The sequence below is a fragment of the Metabacillus arenae genome, from assembly GCF_014773385.1.
Lineage (GTDB): Bacteria > Bacillota > Bacilli > Bacillales > Bacillaceae > Metabacillus_D > Metabacillus_D arenae.
This window is the reverse complement of the sequence record NZ_JACXAI010000035.1, coordinates 35,661-58,722: the sequence shown is the minus strand read 5'-3', so window position 1 is coordinate 58,722 and position 23,062 is coordinate 35,661. Positions and strand designations below refer to the sequence as shown.

The 23,062-nt window shown below is 39.2% G+C and carries 20 protein-coding genes and 2 pseudogenes; 2 read left to right on the top strand and 20 right to left on the bottom strand.

Annotated features, from left to right (window positions below; all coding sequences use genetic code 11):
* Positions 1 to 269 precede the first annotated feature (269 nt).
* The 10 genes and pseudogenes from IC621_RS21130 to IC621_RS21085 form a co-directional block, all read right to left on the bottom strand.
* Positions 270 to 483: pseudogene (locus tag IC621_RS21130) on the bottom strand (ribulokinase); the annotation flags it as partial.
* A 75-nt stretch (positions 484 to 558) separates the two neighbouring features.
* Entirely contained in the window at positions 559 to 1,137 is a 579-nt protein-coding gene (locus tag IC621_RS21125) for an HAD family hydrolase (protein WP_224752706.1), read from the bottom strand.
* Between the two features lie 340 nt (positions 1,138 to 1,477).
* Positions 1,478 to 1,807, bottom strand: a complete 330-nt coding sequence (locus tag IC621_RS21120) for a TetR-like C-terminal domain-containing protein (RefSeq protein ID WP_191161159.1) — start codon at positions 1,805 to 1,807, stop codon at positions 1,478 to 1,480.
* A 406-nt stretch (positions 1,808 to 2,213) separates the two neighbouring features.
* Entirely contained in the window at positions 2,214 to 3,035 is an 822-nt protein-coding gene (locus tag IC621_RS21115) for an enoyl-CoA hydratase/isomerase family protein (RefSeq protein ID WP_191161157.1), read from the bottom strand.
* An 18-nt stretch (positions 3,036 to 3,053) separates the two neighbouring features.
* Entirely contained in the window at positions 3,054 to 4,586 is a 1,533-nt protein-coding gene (locus tag IC621_RS21110; protein ID WP_224752705.1) for a glycine betaine uptake BCCT transporter, read from the bottom strand.
* 76 nt (positions 4,587 to 4,662) lie between these two features.
* The gene (locus IC621_RS21105; RefSeq protein WP_191161155.1) at positions 4,663 to 5,772 is read right to left on the bottom strand and encodes an enoyl-CoA hydratase/isomerase family protein; all 1,110 of its coding nucleotides are present in this window, start codon (positions 5,770 to 5,772) and stop codon (positions 4,663 to 4,665) included.
* Between the two features lie 181 nt (positions 5,773 to 5,953).
* Positions 5,954 to 7,411, bottom strand: a complete 1,458-nt coding sequence (locus IC621_RS21100; RefSeq protein ID WP_191161154.1) for a CoA-acylating methylmalonate-semialdehyde dehydrogenase — start codon at positions 7,409 to 7,411, stop codon at positions 5,954 to 5,956.
* Between the two features lie 27 nt (positions 7,412 to 7,438).
* On the bottom strand, positions 7,439 to 8,641 hold the full coding sequence (locus tag IC621_RS21095; protein WP_191161152.1) for an iron-containing alcohol dehydrogenase: 1,203 nt from the start codon (positions 8,639 to 8,641) through the stop codon (positions 7,439 to 7,441).
* Between the two features lie 67 nt (positions 8,642 to 8,708).
* On the bottom strand, positions 8,709 to 9,512 hold the full coding sequence (locus IC621_RS21090) for an enoyl-CoA hydratase (protein ID WP_191161150.1): 804 nt from the start codon (positions 9,510 to 9,512) through the stop codon (positions 8,709 to 8,711).
* Between the two features lie 58 nt (positions 9,513 to 9,570).
* Positions 9,571 to 11,691, bottom strand: a complete 2,121-nt coding sequence (locus IC621_RS21085; RefSeq protein ID WP_191161147.1) for an acetate--CoA ligase family protein — start codon at positions 11,689 to 11,691, stop codon at positions 9,571 to 9,573.
* Between the two features lie 238 nt (positions 11,692 to 11,929).
* Between IC621_RS21085 and IC621_RS21080 the strand changes: the two genes are divergently transcribed.
* Positions 11,930 to 12,580, top strand: a complete 651-nt coding sequence (locus IC621_RS21080) for a TetR/AcrR family transcriptional regulator (RefSeq protein WP_191161145.1) — start codon at positions 11,930 to 11,932, stop codon at positions 12,578 to 12,580.
* Between the two features lie 103 nt (positions 12,581 to 12,683).
* Here the strand turns inward: IC621_RS21080 and IC621_RS21075 are convergent, their stop codons facing one another.
* The gene (locus tag IC621_RS21075; RefSeq protein ID WP_191161143.1) at positions 12,684 to 12,992 is read right to left on the bottom strand and encodes a hypothetical protein; all 309 of its coding nucleotides are present in this window, start codon (positions 12,990 to 12,992) and stop codon (positions 12,684 to 12,686) included.
* 109 nt (positions 12,993 to 13,101) lie between these two features.
* Here IC621_RS21075 and IC621_RS21070 point away from each other — a divergent pair, with 109 nt between their 5' ends.
* Positions 13,102 to 14,646: a glycine betaine uptake BCCT transporter gene (locus IC621_RS21070; protein ID WP_191161141.1), complete on the top strand. Its 1,545-nt coding sequence runs from the start codon at positions 13,102 to 13,104 to the stop codon at positions 14,644 to 14,646.
* Between the two features lie 121 nt (positions 14,647 to 14,767).
* Here the strand turns inward: IC621_RS21070 and IC621_RS21065 are convergent, their stop codons facing one another.
* The 9 genes and pseudogenes from IC621_RS21065 to IC621_RS21030 all read right to left on the bottom strand — a co-directional run bounded on the left by IC621_RS21065 (position 14,768) and on the right by IC621_RS21030 (position 22,829).
* Positions 14,768 to 15,568: a MurR/RpiR family transcriptional regulator gene (locus tag IC621_RS21065; RefSeq protein ID WP_191161139.1), complete on the bottom strand. Its 801-nt coding sequence runs from the start codon at positions 15,566 to 15,568 to the stop codon at positions 14,768 to 14,770.
* A gap of 90 nt (positions 15,569 to 15,658) precedes the next feature.
* Positions 15,659 to 16,339 carry an N-acetylmannosamine-6-phosphate 2-epimerase gene (locus tag IC621_RS21060; protein WP_191161193.1) on the bottom strand — a complete coding sequence of 227 codons (681 nt, stop codon included), beginning with the start codon at positions 16,337 to 16,339 and terminating at the stop codon, positions 15,659 to 15,661.
* Positions 16,340 to 16,341: 2 nt separating this feature from the next.
* Positions 16,342 to 16,833, bottom strand: a pseudogene (locus tag IC621_RS21055) (glucose PTS transporter subunit EIIB); the annotation flags it as partial.
* Complete coding sequence (locus IC621_RS26935; protein WP_263576007.1) at positions 16,833 to 16,961, bottom strand: hypothetical protein; 129 nt, start codon at positions 16,959 to 16,961, stop codon at positions 16,833 to 16,835. The gene IC621_RS26935 and the pseudogene IC621_RS21055, both read right to left, overlap by 1 nt.
* Before the next feature lie 471 nt (positions 16,962 to 17,432).
* On the bottom strand, positions 17,433 to 18,773 hold the full coding sequence (locus IC621_RS21050) for an MFS transporter (protein ID WP_191161191.1): 1,341 nt from the start codon (positions 18,771 to 18,773) through the stop codon (positions 17,433 to 17,435).
* A gap of 145 nt (positions 18,774 to 18,918) precedes the next feature.
* Positions 18,919 to 19,677 carry an SDR family oxidoreductase gene (locus IC621_RS21045; protein ID WP_191161135.1) on the bottom strand — a complete coding sequence of 253 codons (759 nt, stop codon included), beginning with the start codon at positions 19,675 to 19,677 and terminating at the stop codon, positions 18,919 to 18,921.
* Positions 19,678 to 19,690: 13 nt separating this feature from the next.
* Entirely contained in the window at positions 19,691 to 20,701 is a 1,011-nt protein-coding gene (locus IC621_RS21040) for a zinc-dependent alcohol dehydrogenase (RefSeq protein WP_191161134.1), read from the bottom strand.
* A gap of 71 nt (positions 20,702 to 20,772) precedes the next feature.
* Positions 20,773 to 22,026 carry an enolase C-terminal domain-like protein gene (locus IC621_RS21035; protein ID WP_191161132.1) on the bottom strand — a complete coding sequence of 418 codons (1,254 nt, stop codon included), beginning with the start codon at positions 22,024 to 22,026 and terminating at the stop codon, positions 20,773 to 20,775.
* A 98-nt stretch (positions 22,027 to 22,124) separates the two neighbouring features.
* Positions 22,125 to 22,829 (bottom strand): FadR/GntR family transcriptional regulator, encoded by a 705-nt coding sequence (locus IC621_RS21030; protein WP_191161130.1) that lies wholly within the window; start codon positions 22,827 to 22,829, stop codon positions 22,125 to 22,127.
* Positions 22,830 to 23,062 lie beyond the last annotated feature (233 nt).

Genomic DNA, 23,062 nt, shown 5'->3' with positions numbered 1-23,062 from the left:
TTAATTATCGTAGTCGAACCCACTTAATAATCATGACGAGGCCTCCTTTTGAATGTTATAAAAAAGGGAATCAACCCTATATTAATTACTATAGCATGGGGACATTTCCTATTCTACCAAAAATTTCTTGCGTTTTTTTATCTCATATACTGCTATGCAACTATTCCTTTTAATTCTAGGTAGGTGAAAAATTAATGATTAATCACTAGTACCTATAAAACTAAGACATTGAGGAAAAAATTTCCACCTTATTATGTTTATTGACAAAAAAATAGCTCTCCTACAGCTACTTGTCCTGTCTCATAACTGTAGTAGCCTGGAATGATTCCATCTTCTACAATTCCACATACTCCTTCAATTTTTTCTTCTTTATCCGCGATCAGCATGTGACAAGTAGAAGTCCCAATCGCCATAACGAACGGCTCCAACTGCAGCTACTCCTGCATGAGCATCAATAATTCCTACAGCCACAGAAATTCCTGGTTCTTGTAGATTGTTATAATATGGACATCTAATATTTATAACTGGACTTCAATTAAATTAGCTAAAAAACTATTCTTACTTTTTCGATGAGCTTTCAAATTCGAGAAAATGTCTGATTTCAGCAAAAGTGTTCACGATTTTCTGCGCCTTATCCTGTGAAAAAGGGAATCTTTCTTCCTTCTTTGCAATCGTAAACATTCCAGCTCTAGTAGAGGATTCTATTCCGTAATTTGAATCTTCTATGACTAAACACTCATCAACAGGAATATTCAATAGTTTTGAAACCGTCTGATAAATTTCCGGATGAGGCTTTGATTGCTTAAACATATCACCACTAACAATTAATTCAAAATAATCCTTAATTTCACACTGTTTAAGAACATCTTCAATTTTTTCAAGACTTCCAGATGAAGCTAGTGCAATTCGAAAATTATTTTCAGTTAACCACTTTAGAAAATCAACTACTCCGTCATTCAATAACTCGAAATAGTTAATAGGAATATCTTTAAAATATTTCTCAAAGTTATTGTAATAATCCACACGATTGTTTTCCTTAGAATAATAACGAGATATTATTTCAAAGGTCATTTTCTTATTTCCACCAACCATTTTTAACAATTCTTCTTCTGGTATATCCACATCTAGATGACTCAAATATTAAATAGATCATCTAGTTACTGACTCTCAGGACAAAGAGCTTTTAGAAGCGTTTAGAAAACAAAATGTTATCATTGAAACTGTTTAGAACTATAAAACATAAAAGATGACTAATAACTCATGATTGGAAGAATTACTTTCAAGAAAAGTACATTAAAAATGGGCGGCTTAATCAAAAATTAATAGGCTCCATACTATTTGATATTTGTGAATCTCAACAACATCAAAAAGTGCGGAGCCCATCTTTCTTATTTATTGAATGAAGGAATAACTCATACTAGCTGCTATTTTTAAAGAAATCACTTATACAAACCCCTAATTGAATTTAAAAATCTTTTTATAAATTCCTTTCAAGTAAAATACTGACTTGTTCAGCTATTGAATCAGTACTTTCTGGTGTTGCATCTAACGTATACAATTCCATGACCCTAACATTTTCCATCCCTAAAAACCGGAAAAACACTTCCTCACTAATTCCTTTATTTTTTCCATTTCTTAAATCCACTTTTTCTTCTATTTCCTCAATAACAAAATCTAAGAAACGATTTCTAAATGTGATTGTCCCGTTACTTGAGAATAAGGGTGAAAAGAATGCCTTATTTTGCTCGAAATATTCGAACCAAATAATTGTCCCCTCTACTAAACCCTTGTCTTTTTTTGCTGGCAAATAACTTTCAACTCAGCTAAGTGTTTCATTTTTGATAAAATGTACTATTTTAGAGTCGTTATGAATAATTCAGATAATTAATATTGCTTTTTATTTTATAATCACCATGTAAAAAACTCATTCTAAATAATCACTTTAAAATGAGTTCACGTTGTTGAAACAAGAAGTTGTCTTTCAAAAATCCCGGAATTTCTTATAACTGCGTACCCGACATGGGTACAGACTATAGAATGTATATCCCGAACAGTGAAGGCAGTAGTAGCTGTAGCTTAAGACAAAGGCAGATATAAATTTTCTTCAATTTACTGAACAGCAGAACCATACTTATTAGTTTCATTATATTTGATGAGAATACATCTGGAGGTTACTGGATCGAAAATTATGTTTATCAAAAGAGGCAATAGCATTATTTAGAACCTTTTAGAAAAGCACTTAATCCCTCCTCACGCAAGACTCGTCCCGCTTCGGCAATTTCTTGTTCTTGGTTTAAAAAGAACATTGAAATTGCCGTTTCGAGGTTATAGTCAAGTGCTTGCTTTAAGTTCATCATTTCATATGTTTTATTAACCGTCATTTTTGTAATTTTTAAAGCTGATGGTGGAATTTGCGCCATCTTTTCCGCCATTTTCATTGCTTCATCCATTAACTGTTCTTTCGGAACTACACGGTTAAATATCCCAAGACGATACCCTTCTTCTGCATCAACCGAATCTCCTGTATAGAGCAGTTCTTTAGCCTTTCGTATTCCAATAACCCATGGCATCATTAATGTGGCGGGTGCTGCGCCAAACCGAATTTCAGGCTCACCGATACTTGCTTGATTAGATGCGATGGCAACGTCTGCCGAAAATACCCAGTCAGCGGCAACGCCTAACGCATAACCATCTACTGCAGCGATAACAGGCTTTTTTAAATCCCACATTTTTAATGCGACACGATAAAAGGTTTCCAACTGCTCCCGATACACTTCCGAAGGTTCATCCCCAATTGGGGTTGGAAGGTCAAATGCTTCTTTTAAGTCCCCACCTGCTGAAAATACATTGTTCGCACCTGTCATAATGACCGCTCTTACAGAAGGATCTTTTTCTGCTCGATCAAGTGCATTCCATACATCTTTCGTCATTTGTTCATTGACTGCATTTACTTTAGGACGATTTAATGTAATGATTCCTGCAAAATCCTTTACTTCATAACGAATGGTTTCATATGTGTTTACAACTTGTTCCACAGCTTATTCACTCTCCCATTATATACTTTTACTTTGTGGTATTTTAAACTCAGCATCTGTTTTGACTTTTGCTTGAACAACCTCTTGCCTTAGTTCTTTAAAGAAGGAAAAGCACATCAGCACAATGACAACGGAAAACGGCAATGCCACTGTAACAGATACGGATTGTAAAGGCTTTAGCCCTCCGCTTACTAATAAGACAATGGCAACGGTAGCCATAATGATTCCCCAAATAAGCTTTGTTTTATTAGAAGGATTCAAATTTCCCTGCTCACTAAACATACCTAATACAAAAGTTGCAGAATCTGCAGATGTAATAAAAAACGTAAACAAAAGAACGACTGTCATCACGCTTATAACAGAACTTAAAGGGAAATACTGGTAATAAGCAAACAGTGCCGCTTCAATATTAGATGTCACAGCATTTGCTAAAGCCGTTTCTCCTAAATTATGAATTAAGTGAAGGGCCGATCCGCCAAATACCGAAAACCAAAATAATGACCCTACTGAAGGTACGATTAATGCTCCAATAATAAATTCTTTAATCGTTCTTCCTTGGGAAATTCGTGCTATAAATAGACCGACAAACGGTGCCCAGGCAATTAACCATCCCCAATAAAAAATCGTCCACCCTGATATCCATGAATTATCACGAAACGATTCTAACCGGAAACTTAAATAAAGAAAATCATCTAAATACCTCCCTGTCGTACCTACAAACGTTCTTAAAATCTCTGCTGTTGGCCCTAACACAAACAGCATTGTCATAATGGTTAATGCGAGAATAATATTAATATTGGATAAATATTTAATTCCACGATCTAATCCAGACAATGCTGATATTAAAAATAACACCGTAAGTGTAACGACGATCCCAATTTGTACAGGCACTGTATTTGGGATACCCCAAAGAGAATGTAATCCTCCAGTAATTTGCATCGTTCCTAATCCTAATGATGTTGTTACACCAAATACAGACGCTAAAATCGTCATAATATCAATGGTTTTTCCAATCGGGCCATTAACACGTTCTCCTATTAATGGATAAAGGGTCGAACTTAATAGAGCAGGCCTGTTTTTTCGATACTGAAAGTACGCTAAAATAAGCCCTACAGCTGCATACGTTCCCCAAAGATGAAATCCCCAATGAAAAAAGGCATATTTCATCGCTGTTTCGGCTGCTTCAGCTGTGCCCCCCTGTCCAAAAGGCGGTGATGTATACGTATAGACAGGTTCTGCGACTCCCCAGAATAAAATACTAATGGCAATCCCTGCACTGTATAACATAGCAATCCAAGAGGCAGTACTATATTTCGGTCTATCTGTCTCCTTTCCTAAACGAATGCTTCCATACTTTGAAAACGCCGCATAAATACAAACAACAAGAAAGAAAAACACCGCTGCAAGATAATACCATCCCATATATTCAGCAATACCTTCTAAAAGCATAGCTGCAATGTTACCTAATCGTTCCGGAGAGAAAATACCAAATGCAATAAAAAGCAAGCTAATGACTAACGAAACGTTAAATACAATATTCTTTTTCAACAAAATATTGTTCCTCCCCAACTTGTATTGGTAAGCGGTTTCAAAAAATGCGATAAAACGGAGAATAGGACTCCGTTTATCAACTGTATGCTTTATTTCCAGTCAGAGTTGTCAATGGGTTCTGTTCGTTATTCCATGAATAGTGGAAAAACGAAGCAATTTGTTCTTCGGACACCCCTTCAAGTACAGCAGGATTCCATTTCGGATTACGGTCTTTATCGACAAGAACGGAACGAACTCCTTCATAGAAATCATGGCATTTCATAAAATTCATCGCTACATTCATTTCCATTTTAAAACATTCATAAAGCTGTTTTTCTTTTCCTTCTTGAATTTGGCGAAGTGTCACTTTAAGTGAAGTTGGCGACTTAGAAAGGAGTGTATTCACTGTTTTCTCTGCCCATCCACCCCCATTCTCTGCCGCCGTTCTAAGTGACGAAACGATGTCTTCCATTATTTCAAATTGAAAGTGCTGATCAATCTTCTCTTGCTCGGATGACAATGATGAGGAAGGGGCCGAAGAAGACAATTGCTTTAATAGTTGGTCGATTTCTTGCTTGGCCGAATCAGGCGACCATCTTTTTGCCATCATTGCTTGCCTTAATTTCGGCCAGTTTTCGCTTTCTAAGTAGTAATCTGCTGCACCGGCATACAATACATCAGACGCTTTTAAAACATCGGCGGTTAAAGCAAGATAACGGCCAATATTGCCAGGCATTTGATTTAAAAAATAACTTGCGCCAACATCAGGGAAAAAACCGATGTTCATTTCAGGCATTGCCCACTTTGTTGTTTCCGTCACAATACGGTGAGAGGCGCCAACGGAAAGACCGACACCACCGCCCATCACGATACCGTTCATATAGACAACAACAGGCTTTGGATAATGATGAATCTCATAATCCATCGGATACTCGGTTGAGAAAAACTGTTCGGCATATGCTTCAACACCATTTTCTTTTAAATCATATAGTGTACGCATATCACCGCCTGCGCATAAACCCTTTTCTCCTTCTCCGTAAATGCATACTAACGCAATTCGGTCGTCTTGCTTCCATTCTTTTAACTGTTTATAAACAGCAGTCACCATTTCAACATTTAATGAATTTAATGCACGAGGCCGATTCAGCTTAATCCAGCCAACACCATTCTGAGCTTCTGTGACCACACTTTCTTGAGTAACCAACATCCATCACCGCCTTGACTAATTTTTTGCAGGAAGCTGTCCCATAAATGACAAAAACTGATTTTTAATGAAAGGCCTCGTCACCAAATCTCTTGATTTTGCTGGATTTCCATGACGGTGCCTTTCATGAGGATGACTCAATATAGCTGCTTTTTGTTCTTTTAAGTCATCCTCATGTACTAGATTAATAACGTGCTGTTAGCATTTTCTTTCTTGTGTAAAACGCAACCCCATCTTTTCCGTTTGCATGAAGGTCTCCATAGAAGGAGTTTTTATAGCCTGAAAATGGGAAGAAAGCCATTGGTGCCGGTACACCAAGGTTAACACCTAACATGCCGGCATCTACTTCTTCACGGAATTGCCGAACCGCTTTTGCGCTGTCCGTATAAATGCATGCACCGTTAGCAAACTCTGAATTATTCGTAATCTCAAGAGCTCCATCAAGGTTTTGAGCTCGGACAATGGATAATACCGGTGCAAAAATTTCATCCTGCCAAATCTTCATGTCTTGTGTTACGTGATCAAAAATAGTAGGACCCACAAAATAGCCTTTTTCATCTGCATGATCTTGGCGTCCGTCGCGCACGAGGTGTGCACCCTCTTCTTCACCAATACGAATGTAATTTTCTGTACGTTCTTTATGTGCATCACGAATAACTGGCCCTAAGAAGACACCCTTTTCTAATCCATTACCCATTTTAATTTCATCTGCTGCTTTTTTAAGGCGCTCAACAAGCTCATCTGCAATATCACCAACTGCCACAACTACTGAACAAGCCATGCAGCGTTCCCCGGCTGATCCGAATGCAGCACCGATAATATTACTTACAGCACTATCTAAATCCGCATCCGGCATAACGATTGAGTGATTTTTTGCCCCGGCAAGTGCTTGGACACGTTTTCCATTTGCAGCAGCCGTTTTATAAATGTATTCTGCAACCGGCTGTGAACCAACAAAAGAAACTGCTTTTACTTCTTTGTTCTCAAGAATTCCGTTCACGACATTATGTGAGCCGTGAACGATATTCAAAACACCGTTTGGAAGGCCGGCTTCCTTAAACAGTTCCGCAAGACGATTGGCAAGTAATGGCGTACGTTCGGATGGTTTTAACACAAATGTATTACCGCAAGCAATCGCAAGCGGGAACATCCAGCACGGTACCATCATTGGGAAGTTAAATGGTGTGATTCCTCCGACAACGCCTATAGGATAGCGATACATGCCAGATTCAACACCTGTTGCAATGTCCGGCAGCTGCTCACCCATCATTAATGTTGGAGCACCTGCCGCAAACTCGACACACTCAATGCCTCGCTGTACTTCTCCATATGCTTCTTCATAGCTTTTTCCGTTTTCAATGGTTATAAGTTTGGCCAACTCTTCCCTATGTCCCATTAAAAGCTGCTGATACCCGAATAAAATTCGGGCACGGCGAGGTACTGCTGTTTTACTCCACGTTTTATACGCTTCCTTTGCAGTTGAGACTGCCTGATCTAGATCTTCTCGTGAAGAAATAGGAACGTGAGCAATGATTTCGCCTGTTGCAGGGTTCGGTACCGCTTCAAACTTGTCGGTATTTGCAGCTACCCACTCTCCGCCAATAAAGTTTTTTAACGTATTTACACCAGTGGCCATTACCATCCAAAAAACTCCCCTCTAATCATAAATTTATTGTTTGCTTATGTTGACATCCATACTGAAATCATAGTGATAGCATGTTTCATAAAGATCCATAATCTCTTCAAGCGCCGGCACTTTTGGATTGTTGGCGGGACTTCCGCTTGCAATTGCATCGTGTGCCATTTTCGAAAGCGATGCTTTAAATGGCTCCTCATCAATGCCGTATTCCTTCATGTTCGGAATATTTAAATCAAGACAAAGCTTTTTCACTTCCTGAATGACAATCTGTGCAAGCTCTTCATTTGACTTTTCATTTGCTTCAGGTAAAATCATCCTCCCAATAACAGCAAGACGCTCTACTGCAGCTTCTTTTGTAAATTCAAGTACTGCCGAAAGCAGCATTGCATTTGAAATGCCGTGCGGGACATGAAAGATTGCGCCAATTGGACGTGACATGCCGTGTACAAGGGCAACAGATGCATTTGAAAACGCTATTCCCGCAAGCATTGCCCCTTGTGCCATTTTCTCTCTCGCTTCCATATCATGACCGTCATTATATACGCGGCGAATGTATGTCATAATGTTTTCAATGGCTGATAAAGCTAACGTGTCAGTGACTGGCTGTGCTTTTTTTGAAATGAACGCCTCGATTGCGTGACAAAGCGCATCAACACCTGTCGCGGCTGTGACACCTTTTGGACAAGAAATGGTCAGCTTCGGATCAACAATCGCAACTTGAGGTAACAGTTCAGGTCTTGAAAGCATCATTTTCACATCTGTTCGCGTATCTGTAATCACCGTTACTTTTGTGACCTCTGAACCGGTTCCGGCCGTTGTCGGAATTGCAATGAAAGGTAGCGGCTTATTCTTAAACGGTTTTTGTGTACCGAAATAATCAGCGATTGTTCCCTCATTAGTCCGTAAAACAGCAACAGCCTTTGCCGTATCGATGCAGCTGCCCCCGCCAATTGCGATTATGATTTCGCATCCTTCATTCATACATTTCTCTAAAGCTTCTTTCACATGAATATCCGTCGGCTCTGTATCTACGCCTAAATATTTTCCATATGGAACCCCGGATTGCTGTAAATATGTTTCGCAAGTATCGACATTACCAATTTTCTGCATGATTGCATCACTTATAATAAGAGCTTTATTCCCAAGCTTTTTTGCTTGTTCACCCACTTCTTTCAGTGCCCCGACCCCATATAATACGACATTTGGCATTAACAGCTCGTATACCTTATCCATGACCAAATCCCCCTTTAGTGCTGGAGTTATGCGGCATCAGCTTCACATGACGCCGCACACCCATTCATTACTTACCTTTAAATTCAGCCTTCCGCTTTTCAATGAAAGCGCTGACTCCTTCTTTCATATCCTCGGTCGTAAACAACTTTGCCCAAAGATCTGCTTCAATTTCTAGCCCTTCATCCAATGTTGTTTCCAATCCTTTATTTACAGCTTCAATAGTCGCTGCAACAGACGGCTGGCTTTTATTAAGAGCAATGGCTTCAGCAAGCTGTTTCGCTTCATTCATCAGCTCCGCAAGAGGTACGGATTTGTTTACTAAACCTATCGATTCTGCTTCCTTCCCGCCAATAAATTGACCAGTCAGAATTAATTCGAGAGCTTTTGACTTATTTGTCAGGCGTGCCAGACGCTGAGTACCGCCAAATCCAGGAATTAATCCTAAGTTCAGCTCAGGTTGTCCAAGTTTCGATTCATCTGCCGCAATGCGCATGTGGCAACTCATGGCAAGCTCTAAACCACCGCCCAAGCATGCCCCGTTAATCGCCGCAATGACCGGCTTTTTAAGTTGTTCGATTTTATTTAAAACAGCCTGTGCATTCACAGAAAGTGCTCTTCCTTTTTCTTCACTATCAAATGCTGACACAAATTCCTTAATATCAGCACCTGCCACAAAGAATTTTCCTTCTCCTGTAATGACGATTGCTTTTACTTCCGGTTCACTTGCCACATAATCAATGCTTGCCGATAAGCCGCTGACCGTTTCTGAACTCATCGCGTTTGCCGGTGGATTGTTAATCGCAATATACGCAACACGATTTTCCACTTTTAAATTAATATTTTTGAAATCCTTTACAATTGTTGTCTCCATTTTTTTCCCTCATTTCATAGTTTATCGTGAATCGAAGCGTTCTTAAGTCTTTACACGATCAGCCAATTAGTGTTCCAGCTTTAATGGAACTAGTTTGTTTGACTGATGCAAGGACATCGAGTGCCATTACTCCTTTTCCTTTTGTGCGGACACGTAATGGATTGATTTCAAACTCGACAATTTCTTCATAATGTTTTTCCGCCATGTTCCCCATTTTTACAATGGCATCAAGCAATTCTTCTAAATCAAGCGGCGGCTTACCGCGGTATCCATGAACGATCTTCCATAGGGCCTCGATGCTTTGTACCATTTTCTCCGCCTTTTCGGTTGTAATTGGCGGAACGGCCAGAACAACGTCTTTTAGCAGTTCCGTATAAATCCCGCCCAGTCCAAAAATGACCACCGGCCCGTAGCGCGAATCTGTTTTATAGGAAAGAATCGTTTCAAACCCATCATTAATCATAGCCTGTACCAAGTAATTTGGTGAGTTTAAGCTTATCATGCTGTTCCAAGCTTCTCTTAATTCTTTCGCGTTTTGAAGATTGAGCGCTACTCCTCCAACATCAGATTTATGGGCTAACCCCTGCGCTTTTAATACGACTGGATAACCGATTCTTTCTGAAATTTCGATCGCTTCATCAATGCTTGCTACTACTTTTTCAGGCGGTGATGGAAAACCATTATCTTCAAGAAGCTTCCTGCCGCCGTCATCATGAAGTAAGATCCGCTGTTCTTCAAAAGTGATTTCATTAACGGAATAGATCGGCGCCTTTTCTCTCTTCGCTAAAAACGCCTTATACTGGAACAATGCCCGGCATGCCGCCAATGCGTTGCGAGTACCTTGTATGGCCGGAATGCCTGCTTCATCTAAAATGGACAGGACACGCGGATCAAACTCGGTATGAATGTGTGCAAAATAGACAAGAGGTTTATCTGTATTTTTTCTTAATTGGGCAAGATGCTTGGCCGGCGTACCTGTAAAACTAAATTCATGATCTCCTTGACCGATCGGCGCATCAATCGCAACAGAAACAATGCCGATATTATGATCTTTAGCAAGGTATTCTAAGCACGTTTTTGATACTTCAGAAAACTCTTTTTTACTTTTCCCCCAAGCATCCAGCGGATTGGAGAATGGCGCAAGTTCAGGCAATTCGTTTTGTAGTTCCTGCTGAATTTCTGTTGATAATTCCGGAAAATCGATGCCATATTCTTCAGCTAAATCAAGAGCTATGCCAGCTTGTCCTCCTGATACAGTAATGGCGGATAACGTGTTTTTGGGAGGTAAATACGGCTGCGACAGCATTTGTGCCGCCGCGACAGCTTCATCGATATCATTAACAAAGATGACGCCATGCTCCTTAAGCACATGTTTCTCAACTTTATAGTCACCAGCAAGTGCTCCGGAATGCGCATTTGCCATCGCTGATGATTTTTGTGTTTTCCCAGTCTTCAATGCAATAACAGGCTTTCTGTATTTGCCGCATAAATCAAGCGCTTTCAAAAAGTGTTCATGGTTGCGAATCGCCTCAATATATAAAATAATGATGGATGTTTCCGGATCTTTTGCCAGCACTTCGACATAGTCGCTCATTTTAAGATCCGCTTCATTTCCTGTCGAATAAATTCGACTTAAGCCTAGACGTGAAGCAATAAAGGCATCAAGGACGGAACCACTTTGTGATACGATGGAAACCGGCCCTTTTCGAAGCGGACGCTTAGGTCTGTGTAATGTTCCAATATAAGGAGTAAATTGATTATGCATATTGATATAACCCATGCAGTTTGGTCCGAAGACTCTCATCCCCGTTTTTGCTGCTTCTTCAAGAATTGAGTTTTGAATTCGTTTACCTTCTGGACCGCTTTCACCATATCCTCCGCCTGGAATGACGAGAAGCTTTGCCCCCATTTCACCGGCAACACGGGTAACTTCCATCATCAAATATGGATTGACAAGTCCAACAACAACATCAATTGGCTTTCCAATTTCCTGAAGTGTATGATAACATTTCATACCATTAATTTCGTCATACTTCGGATTAACTAAGAACATATCTCCTTTAAATCCAAAATTCTTTAAGTTTTCCATCATTATCTGGCATGCGAAACGATAATTTGCACCAAAAATTGCAACAGATTGAACAGGATGTAATAATGCCTCAAGCTCTTGCCCTTTCATATACGCACCTCTTTTCATCGTTTTTCTTTTGTTTATTTACTCCTTTTATCTATGTCTCATGGCCATACCATTCCTCCAATCAAACTAGTAAGGATGAATTTTTAGAATATTTACACTTCGATTATATTTTATTTTTTTTGACCAGTCAATATAATTTTGACCAGTCATCATAAAAAATATTTTGTCTGGTCATTTTTCGTGTATAATATATTTAATAGAGAAAGGATGGTGCTTCCGAATGAGTAATAAGGCTGCGAAACGGCGTAAGCAAATTTTACGGGCTGCCTTTCAAGCTGTTTTTGAAAAAGGGTTTGACAACGTGACCTTGCAGGACATTGCCGACTATGCTGATGTGAGCAAAGGTGTGACAAGTTACTACTTCCAAAATAAAGAAGATGTATTTTGTCATCTATTAGAGTGGGTTACCGGAAAAATTTATAAAAATGAACATGCAGCAATCAGTAATGAGCATACTGCACTTGATAAATTGCGTGCCTATGTTAATACAGCGTTTGCCAGCCCAAGCGATAACCGCAAGTTTTATCGAGTCTATCTTGAATTCCTTTCCCAATCTAATCATAATGAGCAGTTTCGTCAAATCAATGATCAATTTTATGAAAACTGCTGGTCAATCGGACGTGAGATCGTTCAACTAGGGCAAAAAGAAGGAACATTCGCTAATGTTAATATTGATAAAGCTTCCTACGCAATCCGTGCTCTAATTGACGGATCCCTTATTCAATGGCTCATGCGAAATGATGATGAGCTGCATGCTTTCTACCGCGATAATTGCTTTGAAACGATCTCTAGTTACTTAACAAACAAAAATAGGCAAAATAGTGATCAACTAATTTCAACATCATATCCAGAAGAAGGACTCATCCTATAGTGACTCTCGAGTCCTTCTCCAAGGGTTTCCATCTTTCCTTGGTGTAGTGTTTATGTGTCTTTTTCTTTATTTGCCTCATACAATTGCTGCAGTTTTTCTTTATTTACTTCAACTTTGTTTCTTCCTGAATGACATCAATTCCGTCCAAAACAAAAGTACCGCCTATAACAACCACTTTGTCCGTGTGTTTAGTATTTTTAAGTCCCCGAATGTGATAAGATGTTTGTCTGTCTCCTTTAGAATAAATTCTAAAATGCTCATCCATTAATTGGTCATCAATATACACGTCGATTAATGCATCCGGAGTCGCTCCGAATAAATTGAAGCCTGATCCTTTAAAATCGAAAATCATACTATTGTCCGTACTTTCTGCTTTAGGTGTACTATAGATATTGACCCCGCGATAATCCATATAGGTTTCTTTCTTATCACAACCTTAACAAAAACACTCATTATTATCATTATATTCGGGAAATATAACGATATCTTAACTTGAAATTTATAGCAGGGAGGTGTCTACAGTGAACAAGGTATCAAATGTATTTTGGATTTCCCTCGTTATTGCGAGTGCTTTTGTGATCTGGGGCGTGGTTGCACCAGTTCAATTAGGTGAAATGATGGATGAAATGAAAGCTTTTTTTCTAGATACATTTGGCTGGTTTTATCAGTTATCGACTACGTTTTTTCTTCTTTTCGCATTATTTTTGATTTTTAGTAAATATGGAAAAATCAAACTAGGTACAGAAGAGGACAAACCAGACTTTAGCCGTCCAACATGGTTTGCAATGTTATTTAGTGCCGGTATGGGAATTGGTTTACTTTTCTTCGGTGTTTCCGAACCAATTTCACACTTTGCGAAACCACCTATGGGAGAAGGAGGTACACCAGAAGCAGCTAAAGTTGCCATAAGATATACTTATATGCATTGGGGATTTCATGCATGGGCCATTTACGCTGTCATCGCACTTGTCTTGGCTTATTATAAATTTAGAAAAAAGCAGCCAGGCTTAATGAGTATTACCTTATTGCCGCTATTGGGAGAAAGGGCAAAAGGAAATATTGGTACAATTATTGATGTAGTAGCAGTTTTAGCAACAATTTTCGGTGTTGCAGCTTCCTTAGGATTAGGAGCCGCTCAAATAAATGGAGGTTTAAATTATGTTGCTAGGGTACCAAACAACTTTACGATCCAGCTTATTATTATTGCAATTGTAACAGTTCTTTTTCTGCTTTCGGCAAGTACGGGTCTCCAAAAAGGAATTAAATATTTAAGTAATGCAAATTTAGTTTTAGCAGTCATTCTGTTGATTGTATTCTTAATCTTATGTCCAACGGGGTTTGTACTTGATTTGTTTACAACGACACTAGGCAGCTATGTTCAACAACTGCCTAGTATGGGATTAAGACTTACCCCCTTCAACCAAGAACAAGCTTCTTGGATCCAGAGTTGGACGATTTTTTACTGGGCATGGTGGATTGCGTGGGCGCCATTTGTTGGTACATTTATCGCCCGTGTTTCTAAAGGGAGAACTGTTCGTGAGTTTATGATTGCTGTTCTTGTAATACCTACGCTTGTTTGTGCTTTTTGGTTTTGTGTATTTGGAGGGACAGCTATCTATCTTGAGTATTTTGAAGGTGTCAATATATCGGGGCAAAGCCTAGAGACCGCTTTATTTTTTGTATATGATCGCTTGCCATTTTCAGGTGCTTTGGTTATTGTTACACTATTACTTATATCCACATTTTTTGTTACGTCAGCTGATTCTGCCACATTCGTATTAGGTATGCAAACCGCAAAGGGTGACTTGAATCCACCTAATTTTGTGAAAATTATCTGGGGACTGTTCCTGTCCGCTTCTGCGATTGTATTAATGCTCTCAGGCGGACTTAGTGCTATGCAAACTGCCATCATTGTCAGTGCATTTCCGTTGACCTTTGTCCTGATTATGATGTCATTTGCAATATTAAAAGACTTTAGAAAAGAAATCCCTGGAAAAAGAGCTAATAAGAAAAAAGTCAAAATAGAAAAAACTGCGGATGAGCCAGATCCAAATCCTATACAATAAAATATTAAAAAAATCTTAATTAAAATAGGTGGAGCTCCTACATACAAAAAAACAATATTATAAAAAAGATGCCATAATTAAGCTAAAAAGACTGTGCTATAAAACACAGCCTCTACTTCCTTTATTGAGTTTGAACCGTAATCGCCTCAACGGTTTGATCATAGATTTTACGTCGCTCCGGATTCTCCAAAAAGTGCAGGCTAAGCCGGTCAATGAGAAAGAGAGCACTCATATCAAGGCCTGTGGAAAGGTAGCCGGTTCGAATGGGATGGATCGTCCAGAGGACCTCATCTGACAGCTTGGCAAGCTCTGATTCACCGAAGGCCGTAATGCTGACTAATTTTACGTTTTGTTCTTTTGCTTTTTTGATAGATTTTAAAAGGTCTCGTGTTTGACCTGATCTTGAGAATGCCAGGACGAGGTCGTTTTCATTTAATAACGTACTGCGAATGACCATTAAATGCGGGTCTGTGACGGCTTCTGATGTAAATCCCATCCTGCTCAGCCGGTAATTTAGTTCTTGGGCAGCAAGACCTGAGCTTCCTAATCCGTATATATACACACGCGAGGCAGCTTCAATCATGGTTAGTACATTGGTTAATGCCGCTTTTCCTGATAAAGCTTGAATATCTGAAAACATCTCTTCATATTGGTGTTTCAAGAGGTCATCCACATCTTGACCTTCCTCCGGCACCTTGGACTCCCGAGCGAGCTTGACCTTGAGCTCAACAAAATTCCGGCACGATACCTTTTTGGCAAAGCGGGTGATGGTGGCAACTGAAACTCCAGTAAGAGCCGCGATTTCATGAATGTGGCTTCTCGATGCCTCCTCAGGTGAAGACAAAAGATAATCGGCAATATTTCGTTCTTTATCAGAAAAAGAAGCATATTTAGACTGAATTTCCTTCAATACGGTTTCCATGAGATCCTACCTTTATTTGAAGTTTAACTAGAAGCAACCGGCGAATCGCCGATTGCCGTAATGAATATGATCTTAGAAAATAACAGAAAATTATGACTGAATTTCTTCAATAAACCTTGCCGTTATTTGCTGCGGTCTCGTGATAGCTCCTCCAACTACTACGGAATAAGCACCCATTTCAAGTACTCTTCTCGCCATTTCCGGAGTTAGCACGTTTCCTTCTGCAATGACTGGGAGTGAGGCCAGTTCGACTAGCTTTTTTAAAAACTCAAAATCGTTCTCATACAGTTTACACCCTTTTGTCTCATTTGTGTAACCATACAAAGTCGAAGAAAGGCAATCTACCTTCAGCCTCTCAGCTTCTATTGCATCCGCTAAAGAAGAGATATCAGCCATGATCGAAACTGACGGCGCTTGGTTTCGAATATAGGTGATTAAATTTTCAAAGGTTTCCCCATTGGGACGTGTTCTTAATGTAGCATCAAGGGCAATCATTTCACAGCCGCTTTCAATAAGTTCATCGATCTCTTTTTTCGTAGCGGTAATAAAAACTTCACTATCCTCATAGTCCCGCTTCACAATGCCGATCACAGGTAACCCTGTTTCTTTTTTAATTGAAATAATGTCTTCTTTTGAGTTGGCACGAATTGCTTTGGCACCGCCTTGTTTTGCTGCTAGTGCCATTTTCCCCATAATGAATGAGCTGTGTAATGGTTCGTTCTCTAATGCCTGACATGAAACGACTAATCCGTTTTTTATTGTATCTAGTATCATTATTTTTCACCTACGATTTCTTCTAATTCATTTTTAATAATGGTGACGTCTGGTCCATAAATGACTTGAACACCATTTCCTTTCTTGACGACTCCGCGAGAGCCGGTTTGCTTCAAAAGATCCTCATTAATTTGGCCAACATCGTTAACAGATACTCTCAATCTCGTTGCACAGCAATCAATGTTCGTTAAGTTATCAGCTCCGCCAAGACCTGTTAGGATCGCTTCCGCTCGTTCCGTTTTATTCCGAATAACAACTCCGCTTTCCTCATCTTCTCTTCCTGGCGTTTTTAATTGAAACTTCTTGATCAAGAAGGAAAAGGAGAAATAATAGACAAAGAACCAAGGAATCCCGATCACTGGAACCATCAGCCAGTTCGTTTTCTCATTTCCTTGCAAAATCCCAAACAAAACAAAATCAATAAAGCCGCCAGAGAAGGTTTGTCCGATCGTGATTTGAAACATATGAGCCATCATAAACGCTAAACCATCTAATAAATTGTATTTGGATTAGACAACGCTCCTCCAATCCCTAACAATAATCCGGCTGCCGGAAGAACGGCAATCGGCAGCATAAACGACTTTCCAAACTGTTGAGCCTTCTCAAAGAAATTACTCATCACATTTCCCATCTAAATGTAATTTATTTTCATAAGACTAGTATATATGATGATTAGTTTCATATGCAACCGTTTTCTATCTGTGCAACTATATCCAGTTTCTCTACCTCAGTACATGTGCAGCCTTGAATCAAACGTTTGTTTAATACTCTAAAACCTTGATAAAAGAGCAAATAGAAAAAGCGTGTCTTGAAAAAGATTGATCAAAACACGCTTTTAATCTATTCAATTAAATCTTTCTTTTATAATCATTTCTGTAATCCTTATTTGCCAGATCGTGAATGATCAAACTTCATTTAATTGCGATCTAATGAGCAGTTTCTATGAATTAAACTACCGGGTAGTTCAAGAATAATTACTACATTTCGAATGAGGAAGCTTTCTCGTTATAATTCCTCACTGAGTAGAAATTCCTGAAGTGCTTAAGGGGATAAATCACGTTTTAACTCTTGTATTCATTCACATCATTGTTCATTTAGCGGGATCTGTTAATTCAATACGTTTAATTTCACCAACAATAAACAGATAACTAAACATAGCAACTAATGCATTTACACCTACAAAGACCAAAGCACCATTAAAAGAGCCTGTTGCTGCAATTATATAACCAATGATAATAGGTGTAGTGATACCAGAAATATTACCAAATGTATTGAATAGACCGCCGCTTAAACCGCCAATTTCTTTTGGAGAACTATCAGCCATAACAGCCCAGCCTAATTGCCCAAATCCTTTACCAAAGAAAGCGAGAGCCATAATGCCGACTACAAGCCATTCCACATCGGTATAATTACAAGCGATCATACTGCTTGAAAGAATCATCCCAATAATAATAGGAGTTTTTCGAGCAAACGTAAGCGATTTTCCTTTTTTCAAAAGATAATCAGAATACAAACCGCCTAAAACTCCGCCTAGAAACCCACTAAGCCCTGGCAAGGAGGCTACAAAACCAGCTTCGAGAATGGACATGCCACGTTCTTGAATAAGATAAACCGGGAACCAGGTCATAAAGAAATACGTAAGTGTTGAGATACAATATTGACCAATATAAACGCCAACTAACATACGACTTTTAAGTAACTGTTTTATGTGTGACCAATTTGGGCCACTTTTTTTATTGGCCACCTTAGCCATCATATCTAATTGACCGCCGCCCTGCTCAATATAGTCCAGTTCAGCTTGATTGACTCGTGGATGCTCTTTTGGATTATAAATAACTTTTAACCAAGTAAAAGCAATTAAGATGCCACCTGCCCCCATTACGATAAATACATATTCCCAACCAAAGGATTGTGTAATCCAAGACATTAATGGGTTAAAAACAATGATGGCAAAAAAGGCGGATGCACTAAAAATGGCAGATGCTGTTGCTCGCTCATCATTCGGAAACCAAGAAGCTGCTACTTGGCTATTCCCAGGGAACGAAGGGGCTTCTGCAAGCCCTACGATAAATCTAAGTATGAATAACATCACAATTGCTGTACCTGCATTGAAAAATCCGACAAACCCTTGTAATAAAGTGAAGAAAGACCAAAGAAAAAGACTCCAGAAAAGTACTTTCTTTGTTCCGAATTTATCCAATATCCAGCCGCCTGGAATTTGACCAAATGCATAAGCCCAGCTAAAAGCAGAAAACACATATCCCATAGTAACTGCATTTATACCTAGATCATTTTGTAAAGGTGCCGCTGCTATTGAAATAGTTGCTCGATCCGCATAGTTGATCGTAGTAACAAAAAATAACATCGAAACGATGATCCAGCGAATGTTTGTTTTTTTCTCTAGTACTGGAATTGTTTCTTTTTTAGTCATTGCCGTTCTTTCAACACTCACACTACTTCTCCCCTTTTACCGATATTTTATTCAATCCGATAACCATCCCGGAAATTATCGTTTAATAGAAATCATTTTTTGAATAAAGGTTACTGATTATGCTTACAATTTGGTGTAGGTTCATTTACCGTCCCAGCCAGCCACCATCAACCGCCAGCAAATGACCATGAACATAATTTGATGCTTCAGACGCTAGATATACGGCTGTGCCCTTGAAATCTTCTGGATTCCCCCAACGTCCTGCAGGAATTCTTTCTAAAATCTGCTTGCTTCGAACAGGGTCATCAATCAACGCCGTGTTCATTTCAGTCGCAATATAACCTGGGACAATGGCATTAACATTAACGCCATGCACGGACCATTCATTTGCCAGTGCTTTTGTCAATTGAGCAACGGCCCCTTTAGCTGATGCGTAAGCTGGCACATACAGACCGCCTTGAAAGGAAACAAGTGAAGCGATATTAATAATTTTGCCGCTTTGTTTAGGAACCATATGTCTTCCAGCCTGCTGGCAAAGTAACCAAACAGCCTTGAGGTTAACCTGAAGGACGCTGTCCCAATCTTCTTCGGAAAAATCAACAGCAGGGGATCGCCGTTGTATTCCAGCATTGTTGACTAGAATATCAAGACTGCCCAGCCTTTTAATTGTTTCCGGAACCGCATTCTTTACCTGCTCAAGGTGATCTAGGTCGCACTGAATGATTTCACATCTGACACCCAGTTTTTCAATTTCCTCTTTAACAGCAGTATTTTCTATTGAGCGCTGCAGCAAGGCGATATCTGCTCCCGCTTCAGCCAGGCCCAGAGCAATCGCTTTTCCAATGCCTCTTGTGCCGCCAGTTACAGCTGCTACTTTGTTTCCTAAGTCAAAAGATTGTTTCATTACTTTCATCTCCTTAAGGATGGAATAATATTTTTAAAGACGTTTCCGGATTTTCCATTAATTCAAACCCTTTTTCAATTTCATCTAACGGTAAGATATGAGAAATAATTGGATTAACATCGATTGTTTTCTGTTCCAATTGCTTTATTGCTTTAGTAAAATCATCTGGACTATAGCATCTTGTCGTCGTTAATGAAATTTCTTGGAAATGCATTTTTGCCAGATTGATCACTGGGGCTTTCTTGTAAACACTAACAACGACAATCTGCCCTTGAAACTTGATGCAATCTATCATTTGATCGGCAGTTATCTGATTCCCTGCTACTTCGAAGACGACATCAGCACCAACTTCGCGAGTATGGGACTTCACCTTTTCCACGATACTTTCATTAGCGGCATTTATCGCCGTAAAACCCATTTCAGCGGCAACTCTCAGACGGTAAGGGCTTACATCTGAAATGAAAATTTCACCTGCTCCCGCCTCTTTAGCCATTAAGCCGATTAACAAGCCAATCGGTCCTGCCCCTAGTATCGCTACCGTATCGCCCACTTTTAAACTAGACCGGCGAACGGTGTGGATGGCTACAGAAAGCGGTTCAGTTAATGCTGCCTCTTCATCGGTTACATTGTCAGGCAGACGGTGCAGGCGGTCGACAGGTATTGTGGCATATTCCGTAAACCCGCCATCTTTGTCAATGCCTATATACTTGAGATTAGCACAAACGTGAACCTGACCTACCTTACAGGCAGCACATTTGCCGCAATTCAGAAGCGGCTCAACAATCACACGGTCACCTTTCTGAAAATCATGGCCGTCTCCAATCTCGTCAACCATGCCACAAAATTCATGCCCCATGATTAGAAGGGCTTCTGCCCTTGGATGCTGACCAGAATAGATCATCATATCCGTTCCACAAATCCCGGCATAAGACACTTTAACGAGTGCTTCATTTTCTTTGATTGCCGGCTTTTCCAAAGTGGTTGTCCCAACATTTTTTGGTGAATAGTAGATTCCTGTTTTCATAAAACACCTCTAATGGTAGATTTTTAGCCTGTTTATCGCTCAACTCTTAAAAATATAAATCAATTAATTTTTTATGGTCTGACAGCTGTTCCATCTGGCGTGCGGGCTAATGTCCAGGAAGGAATTCCACCAGCAACAGGGAATTTTTTTGCCTTTTCTTCATTCATCTCCACCCCTAAACCTGGCTTGTCATTTACATAGGCAAACCCTTGTTCAACTACCGGACATCCAGGGAAAACTTCTTGCAGGGCATCATTAAATGGAGTCCATTCTTGAATGCCGAAATTCGGAGAGCTTAAATCTAAATGAAGATTAGCCGCAACCCCTACAGGAGAAATATCTCCTGGTCCATGCCAAGCTGTTCGTACACCGTATAATTCGCTAAATGTGGCTAATTTTTTAGCTGGCGTAATTCCTCCGATAGAACTTACATGACATCTGATAAAATCTATTTGTTGATTTGCTATTAAGGTCTTCCACTCATTAACATTCGTAAATAGTTCTCCTATTCCAATAGGAGTTGAAGTTTGTTGTCTAATCATTTGCAGCCATTCAATATTTTCCGGTGCCACAGGATCTTCTAGGAAAAAGAGGTGATAAGGCTCTAATTTTTTTGCTAATCTTACCGCTTCAATTGGTGGAATTCTTTCGTGAATATCGTGAATAAATTCCATATTAAATCCTATTTTAGAGCGTAAATGGTCAAATAATTTGTCAATGCTTTTCGCATAAGCTTCAGGGTCAAAATAACATCCCGCCAATGAATTTTTTGGTGACCGTTTTGGCACGATTTTAGTAGATTTTTCATACATGGTTGCAATTAAGCGTTTATCAGTAGTTCCACTCCCCCCGTACATTCCCATTTGGCATCGCGCATACTGATAACCTTCTTCCATAAGTGATAGGATATTTTCTTCAACAGCCATTTCATCAGCACCATCCGCATGCCGATAAAGAGGAATTCCATCTCTGCATTTCCCGCCTAATAGTTCATAGACAGGCAGGTTTGCCATTTTCCCCTTTATATCCCAAAGTGCCATATCAATTCCAGATAGAGCATTGTTCATAATAGGACCATTTCTCCAGTATCCGCTTACATTGGATGACTGCCAAATATCTTCGATTCTTCTAGGATCTTTTCCAATAAGAAACGGTTTCAGATAATCCTCTATTGCTGATTTCACTGCAAAAATTCGTTGCGTAAAGGTAGCACACCCTAATCCGTATAACCCAGGTTCATTTGTCTCGACTTTTACTACAACTAAATCAATTCCCCCAGGCGCAGTTAAAATCACTTTTACATCACGAATTTCTAAATTGTTCATTTTATGACTCCTTCCAAAATCTGTTGGTTTGCAGGATCGCAATACTTGTTAGTTGTCCTACAAGTTTATTTAAAAAATATTACCTCCTAAGAGGTAAATTATTTTTTTGAATCTTTTATTTTTTTGATACTCTCAATATTATCTTCCATGGCCTTGTTAAGAATCTCTTTTGCTTTTTCGGCATCTCTATTCTGAATGGCTCTGAATAATTGCAGATGCACTTCAATACTTTCCAATGTTACCCCTATTACCCGATTTAACTCTTCTAAATACTGATAGTAAAGATCACGGATCGAATGAACGACATGATAAAAAACTGTATTTTTTGAAGCCTTGGCAATGGCTAGATGAAAATTAAAATCTGCTTCTGAATATTTCTTATAATCATCTCGATAGCGAAACATTTGATTCAAAGTTTCCTCAATGTTTTCAAAATCTTCCTTTGTGGCATTTTTTACAGCTAAATCGATACACTTGTATTCAATCGTCTGCCGAAAGACCATCATATCCAAAAATTCTTTCTCGCTAAGATGCATAATAAGATTAAAATCATTGATCCCTATCTTACCAATCTTTTCAGAAACAAACGTCCCTTTACCCTGATAAGTGACAACAATCCCCAAATCCCTAAGACGTTGTATTGCGCTTCGGATACTGACACGGCTGACATTAAACATTTTCTGCAATTGTGACTCAGAAGGAATTTTACTTCCAGGAGCCCAGTTACCATTTGCGATATTTTCTTTTAACTGCTCATAAACAGTATTGACAATATTTTGTTTATCAATGGAGTTTAATCCCAATTTCCTAACCTCTCTTGTAACATGTCCTACAAGTTATAAAAGAATGGTACCATGTATATTTTAAAAAGTAAACGGTTTCTTTTAAAAATTCTTATAAAATGATATGGTTTTGTGCTTGCAATTTTATATATTATTGTGTCTTTTAGTTTCTTCTATCTTTAGTTCCTTTGTTTTTTCTAAAAGATACTCCGCTATTTTTGCCTAGTTACTACGCAAAGGAACTAGTAACAAAG

Coding starts and splice junctions, on each gene's coding strand:
- IC621_RS21105 (WP_191161155.1), bottom strand. CDS start 5,772: ATGTTGGTTACTCAAGAAAGTGTGGTCACAGAAGCTCAGAATGGTGTT.
- IC621_RS21100 (WP_191161154.1), bottom strand. CDS start 7,411: ATGGTAATGGCCACTGGTGTAAATACGTTAAAAAACTTTATTGGCGGA.
- IC621_RS21095 (WP_191161152.1), bottom strand. CDS start 8,641: ATGGATAAGGTATACGAGCTGTTAATGCCAAATGTCGTATTATATGGG.
- IC621_RS21090 (WP_191161150.1), bottom strand. CDS start 9,512: ATGGAGACAACAATTGTAAAGGATTTCAAAAATATTAATTTAAAAGTG.
- IC621_RS21085 (WP_191161147.1), bottom strand. CDS start 11,691: ATGAAAGGGCAAGAGCTTGAGGCATTATTACATCCTGTTCAATCTGTT.
- IC621_RS21080 (WP_191161145.1), top strand. CDS start 11,930: ATGAGTAATAAGGCTGCGAAACGGCGTAAGCAAATTTTACGGGCTGCC.
- IC621_RS21075 (WP_191161143.1), bottom strand. CDS start 12,992: ATGGATTATCGCGGGGTCAATATCTATAGTACACCTAAAGCAGAAAGT.
- IC621_RS21065 (WP_191161139.1), bottom strand. CDS start 15,568: ATGGAAACCGTATTGAAGGAAATTCAGTCTAAATATGCTTCTTTTTCT.
- IC621_RS26935 (WP_263576007.1), bottom strand. CDS start 16,961: ATGAGTAATTTCTTTGAGAAGGCTCAACAGTTTGGAAAGTCGTTTATG.
- IC621_RS21050 (WP_191161191.1), bottom strand. CDS start 18,773: ATGACTAAAAAAGAAACAATTCCAGTACTAGAGAAAAAAACAAACATT.
- IC621_RS21045 (WP_191161135.1), bottom strand. CDS start 19,677: ATGAAACAATCTTTTGACTTAGGAAACAAAGTAGCAGCTGTAACTGGC.
- IC621_RS21040 (WP_191161134.1), bottom strand. CDS start 20,701: ATGAAAACAGGAATCTACTATTCACCAAAAAATGTTGGGACAACCACT.
- IC621_RS21035 (WP_191161132.1), bottom strand. CDS start 22,026: ATGAACAATTTAGAAATTCGTGATGTAAAAGTGATTTTAACTGCGCCT.